Origin of the sequence: Gordonia sp. NPDC062954 (assembly GCF_044543825.1) — a bacterium.
GTDB classification, from domain to species: Bacteria; Actinomycetota; Actinomycetes; order Mycobacteriales; family Mycobacteriaceae; genus Gordonia; species Gordonia tangerina.
The window spans coordinates 1-4,609 of record NZ_JBITWL010000058.1; the positions used below are offsets into that span (position 1 = coordinate 1).

General features: G+C 64.4%; 5 protein-coding genes and 1 pseudogene. 4 read left to right on the forward strand and 2 right to left on the reverse strand.

The features are described 5' to 3' along the window. The 4 genes and pseudogenes from ACIGKQ_RS25105 to ACIGKQ_RS25120 all read left to right on the forward strand — a co-directional run. Positions 1 to 366: hypothetical protein (locus ACIGKQ_RS25105; RefSeq protein WP_396575165.1), on the forward strand; the 366-nt coding region annotated here is incomplete at its 5' end. Between the two features lie 50 nt (positions 367 to 416). Further along, positions 417 to 635 (forward strand): hypothetical protein, encoded by a 219-nt coding sequence (locus ACIGKQ_RS25110; protein WP_396575166.1) that lies wholly within the window; start codon positions 417 to 419, stop codon positions 633 to 635. A 132-nt stretch (positions 636 to 767) separates the two neighbouring features. Next, positions 768 to 1,946 (forward strand): annotated as a pseudogene (locus ACIGKQ_RS25115) (TY-Chap domain-containing protein). Between the two features lie 831 nt (positions 1,947 to 2,777). Then, a complete protein-coding gene (locus tag ACIGKQ_RS25120) occupies positions 2,778 to 3,386 on the forward strand; it encodes a ferritin-like domain-containing protein (RefSeq protein ID WP_396575167.1) in 609 nt (202 codons plus the stop codon). 62 nt (positions 3,387 to 3,448) lie between these two features. Here ACIGKQ_RS25120 and ACIGKQ_RS25125 read toward each other — a convergent pair whose 3' ends face one another. Both ACIGKQ_RS25125 and ACIGKQ_RS25130 read right to left on the reverse strand, forming a co-directional pair. Continuing rightward, positions 3,449 to 4,015: an alpha/beta fold hydrolase gene (locus tag ACIGKQ_RS25125; protein ID WP_396575168.1), complete on the reverse strand. Its 567-nt coding sequence runs from the start codon at positions 4,013 to 4,015 to the stop codon at positions 3,449 to 3,451. After that, positions 3,939 to 4,211: an alpha/beta fold hydrolase gene (locus tag ACIGKQ_RS25130; protein ID WP_308191694.1), complete on the reverse strand. Its 273-nt coding sequence runs from the start codon at positions 4,209 to 4,211 to the stop codon at positions 3,939 to 3,941. Before ACIGKQ_RS25130 ends, ACIGKQ_RS25125 begins: the two co-directional genes overlap by 77 nt. Positions 4,212 to 4,609: the final 398 nt, after the last annotated feature.

The window sequence follows — 4,609 nt, forward strand, 5'->3', positions numbered from 1 at the left end:
CCACCGCGCCAACCCGACGGACGCTACAGTAGGAGCCGCCCACAGGTGGGGAATTTCAGCGAGCACACCTGGGGAAGTTTCTTGAGCCTCGTCAAGCTCACGATGTGGACCCACGACCCTGTGCACCTCAACAAGCTTCGTCGTGGGGGCATTGCTCGCGCCCACTGGCTGCCGCGCTTCCACGTGCTCACTGTGAATGGCACGTCGTTCAACCTTGCCGAGCTCGACCAGCGCACAACTTGTCTGCATGAGGACGACCATCTCCCCGAACATGCGGGCGAGACGGTCACCGAGCGAGCGCTTCGGCATGCGCATGAACGCGGTGGGTACTCGGTCCGCGCGACTGAGCTAATGGGCGACCAATAACGAGTGCTGCACTGGGGCAATCGCACCCGCCGTCGCGAACCCGGCTTGCAATGACAGGCGCCGCCGACGGGGACTACCCGGAGTGGCTGCGCCAGTCGCAGCTCGAGTGGTTTCCGCATGAGCTTGTCGACAAGTATGACGGTGAGATCACGCTGACGACGTTCAGTGGGTGGGTGCTCGATCTGCCGGCGGATCGAGCCGACGAGATCGCCGAGGATCTTCGCCGGCTTGGGCACCGGGCCGAGGAAACCGACCTCGACATCGCATAGCGAATCCATCTGCGCTGCAGTGCACTCCGGGGTTGCCAAACCAACTGGGAACCAGAATGTCATACCCCACACCTAAACCTGGTACAAGCCTGAAGGACTCGACCGAGTCACACAGCGCGACCGAAGGGAACAATGAACAGATTCGACGTTGAAGCGTCCATCGACGACGCATGGCGCGGGTACCGCAACGACCTTGCCGACCGTCTCGCCGCCATGTCGGACACTGCCCGGTTCACCATCGAGCAGCCCCGTGACATCCCCGAGGGACCTCACGGCGTCCTGGCCTTCAGCGTCACCGGTGCGCGCCGCGTGCGCTGCACTGTTCTCGAAGAAAATCTGCACACGACCGCTGAGTACTTCGACGAACAGATCTACGCGATGACCGCAGCGGGCTGGCGGCGGCTGCGCGATGGTCGGCTGATCTACGAGGTCGCGCGGCGCCGGGTCGATGAGCTCGCCCAGGCCGCCGTGGACGTGCTGCGCAGCATCTGGGAGGTCGTGCACCCCGCGTTCCTCGCCGACGCCCAGCCCGTTCGGCAGGAGACACCGGTCGCGGTTGGTGTGCTGCCTGAGTCGCGAGATCACTTGCTGGAGTTGGTCCTCGAGGTGATCCGCGGGATCGCCCGCCGCAGGGTCGATGTCGACAAGGACGGCGACATCCCGTTGCCGACCGGTACGCCGTCGTGGCTGCGTATCCTCGCCAACAGGCCGACCCTCGAGTTCTTCGGGACGCTCGTCGCCGAGGTGCCCAACGAGGCTGCGGCAGCTGAGTTCATCGCGCGAGAATCCACGCGCTGGCCGGACGTCACCGTGACGCTGCACCAATCGTCCCTGATGGTGTTCAAACGCATCGACGTGTCGGCCTTCTGCAGGGAGAACCTGATCGACGGGCTGCGGCAGTGGTTCAAATTCGTGCGCACCGACTCAGCCGAGGTCATCGCCGCGATCACCGGCGTCGAAGAAGCGAGTGAGCCCGCAGCGGACCCGGAGCGGCTGCCCGACCCGCTGCGGACGCTCATCGTCCTCGACGAGACCGGCGACACCCTCGACGCCGACGAGGTCGCGACGATCTGCCGCTTCGACCAGTCGGCCATCCTGCAGTACATCCACACCGCCCAGGAGCAGTATCTCGAGTAGATGAAATCGGCCCGCGAGGCCGATGCGGCCGGAGACGCCGACGAGGCTGCCGCGTGCCGGCACGAAGAGGGTGCCTGGCGCGCCACGGCCCGACAACTGCAGAATGCCTTGCGGATCGTTGCGCTGCAGGGCCACGGAGCAGCGGGCGACGCCTGGCGACCGACTACGCCGTGATTCGGATTAGCTGGTGAGGCCAACGCCATGCACTGACGGCATGTTTCCGATATCCGGATCCTGTCGGTTGACGGTGCCAGCTCGAAGCCGCTGACACCGGCCTCGCTGATCTGCAGCTCACGCTCGCGAAGCTTCCGCCACAACAAGTCAAAGGCATCATCGAGGCTGCGGAGGCGACCTCGCCTGCGCTGAACGGCGGCCTGTTGGCCGAGCTGGCGGAGCTTCTGGCGCTGGATCGAGTTGAGCCCCAGGCCATTCCCGAAGTGAAGCGGAGGGGTCGGCGATTGAGCCGTCACTGACCACAGCGGCTTTGGCTCCAGTCGCCGGTGCTGGTGTCGAGCCTAGCGGTTCGTAGCACGGCGCCGAGCAGTCCCGTCGTGTCGTCGAGAACTCCTCGTCGGCATCGGGGAACATCACCGCGGGCTCAGCATGCGTGTTCTCCTCTCCACGTCGTAAAGACATACCCACGAGTGCCGCGGCCCTGGCGCTGGGAGGTGATGGTGACGGCGGAGTCAGTGCGGCTCTTCCGTTGCGAGTTAAGCGAAACCTAAGTTGCGGAGTCTCAACACCCGTCGCCAAGGCTGTCTCAACATGAGCGTTTCCGCAGGGGCGCAGTTTCAACATTCACCGATAGCGACAGCGCTTGCTCCCTGGCCCCACCTGCTGCAGGCACATGTCGTCGACTACCGGCGGCTCAGAAGAGTGAAGGACCACGACAAGACACCTATGGTCGAGGCGACCGGCTGGTCGGATGAGTTTCGCGAGCGAGCAGCTCGCCGAGCATCGGCCCCTCAGCCCAAGTGGTCTGCATGCAGTCCGCTTGACCCGGCGGTGCCGCGGAGTCTGCAGAAGTTCCAGGTAGGCGAGAGCGGCGACGGACGGCATCTGATCGCGAATGCCCGAGCCACTGGTGACTCGGATTATGCGATCGCGGTCGAACTCTTTGTCGCAGAGGAACAGAATCACGCGCGCATGCTGGCGCACTTGCTGAACGCGGGTGACGTCGAGACGAAGCGGTCGCATTGGTCGGACAGCGTCTTTGTGCACCTGCGTCGGCTGATGGGTCTTCGGCTCGAGCTGATAGTGCTCACCATCGCCGAAGTCGTTGCGCTGCGTTACTACCGCGCCCTGGCCCACGGTGGCCGCGATGCACTGCTGATCGACGTCGCCGAACGGATCCTCGACGACGAACGCCATCACGTCCCCTTTCAGGTTCGCCGTCTCCGCATCGGCTTCCACGCCACACCGACGCCGGCCCGGAAAGTCGTGCGGGAGTTGTGGCGTCTCGTGGCGGTGGCAGTGATCATCGTGGTCGCTGTCGACCACGGTCCGGCGCTCCGTGCGTGTGGCGTATCGCGGCGTGCGTTCATCACCGACACCGTGCAGATATTCCACGGCGTCCTGGACACGGTCTTCGCTCCGGATCGTTGTGGGAGCTGATCGAGGGCGATGTGTGCTCGCGTTCCGCGGAGCGTGCGTCGGCGTCGACCGGTTCACCAGAGCTACGCGGTGCCGCCCGTCACCCCGAGGATGGTCCGGGCTACCAGGTCCGGGTCGTCGATCATCGGGATGTGGCCGACATCGGGTAGCAGCATCCACGTCGCGTCGGGAAGCCGTTGACGCGCGGTAGAACCATAGGTCGCTGCCGGGATGAGGCGATCGAGCTGTGCCCATGCCAGCGTCACCGGGCAGGGCAACGGATCCAGAGGATGTGCCCACTCGTCCGGTCTGTACTCGTCCATGAAGCGACAGTCGAGACAATCGTCGATCATGTCGAGGACCTGCGCGGCGGTCAGCCGGTCTCCGTGAAGTGCAACCGGCCGCAGACTCAGCCGCCGGACCGAAGCGGATCTCGCCGCGAAACGCGCGGCCGGACGCAAGAGCCGTGTGAAAGCGCGAGATGCGCGAATGGCTTGCGCCGGTCGTCGGTGGGAGGCGCGGTCCCACCAGAAGCCGGCGGGCGAGAACGCGCACACGCTCGCGGCGCGACCCCTACGAGCCAATTCGATCGCGATCCATCCGACCGAGTGAGTTCCCGGCCAGATGAGGTCGGTCGATGCCGAGGTCATCGAGATCGCGTTCGGCAGCGTCCACCACGTCAGACACTTGCGGTGGATGGCGCTGTATCGCCGGCCCGCCGTGATGGCCAAGGAGAGTCAGGGCATGGACATCGTGATGTGCGGACACGAGTGGGACCACGTCCTGCCAGATGCGGCCCGAGCAGGCCACACCGTGCAGCAACACCAGGTGCGACGACGGTGACACAGAACGAGGATGGCACCGAAGGTCAGCAACCCCCAGTGGTATCTGTCCATCACGAGCATCTCGTGCACGCAGAAGCAGGCGCTGACCAGGCGATTTGCGTTTGACGGCGTATGTGCGTAACTTTTCTCCAGTCAGCGCGCCACGGCGCCGCCCGGGAGGCCGAAAGGTCGAACGGGAGTGGAGACCGGGTTCGAGCTGGCCGCCCCTGAGAGTATTATCTAGGTCGCTGTGTTGCGGCCTGAATAGCGCCGGGGTCGAACATGAAGCTTGCTGGAGTTCGCCTCACTGTGAGGTGGTGCTGGTGGGTGTGTGTTCTTTGAGAACTCGATAGTGTGTTGATGGATTGTCTGATGCCATTTTTTGTGGCATTGGTTTTGTGGATGTCCTGCACTCCTCGT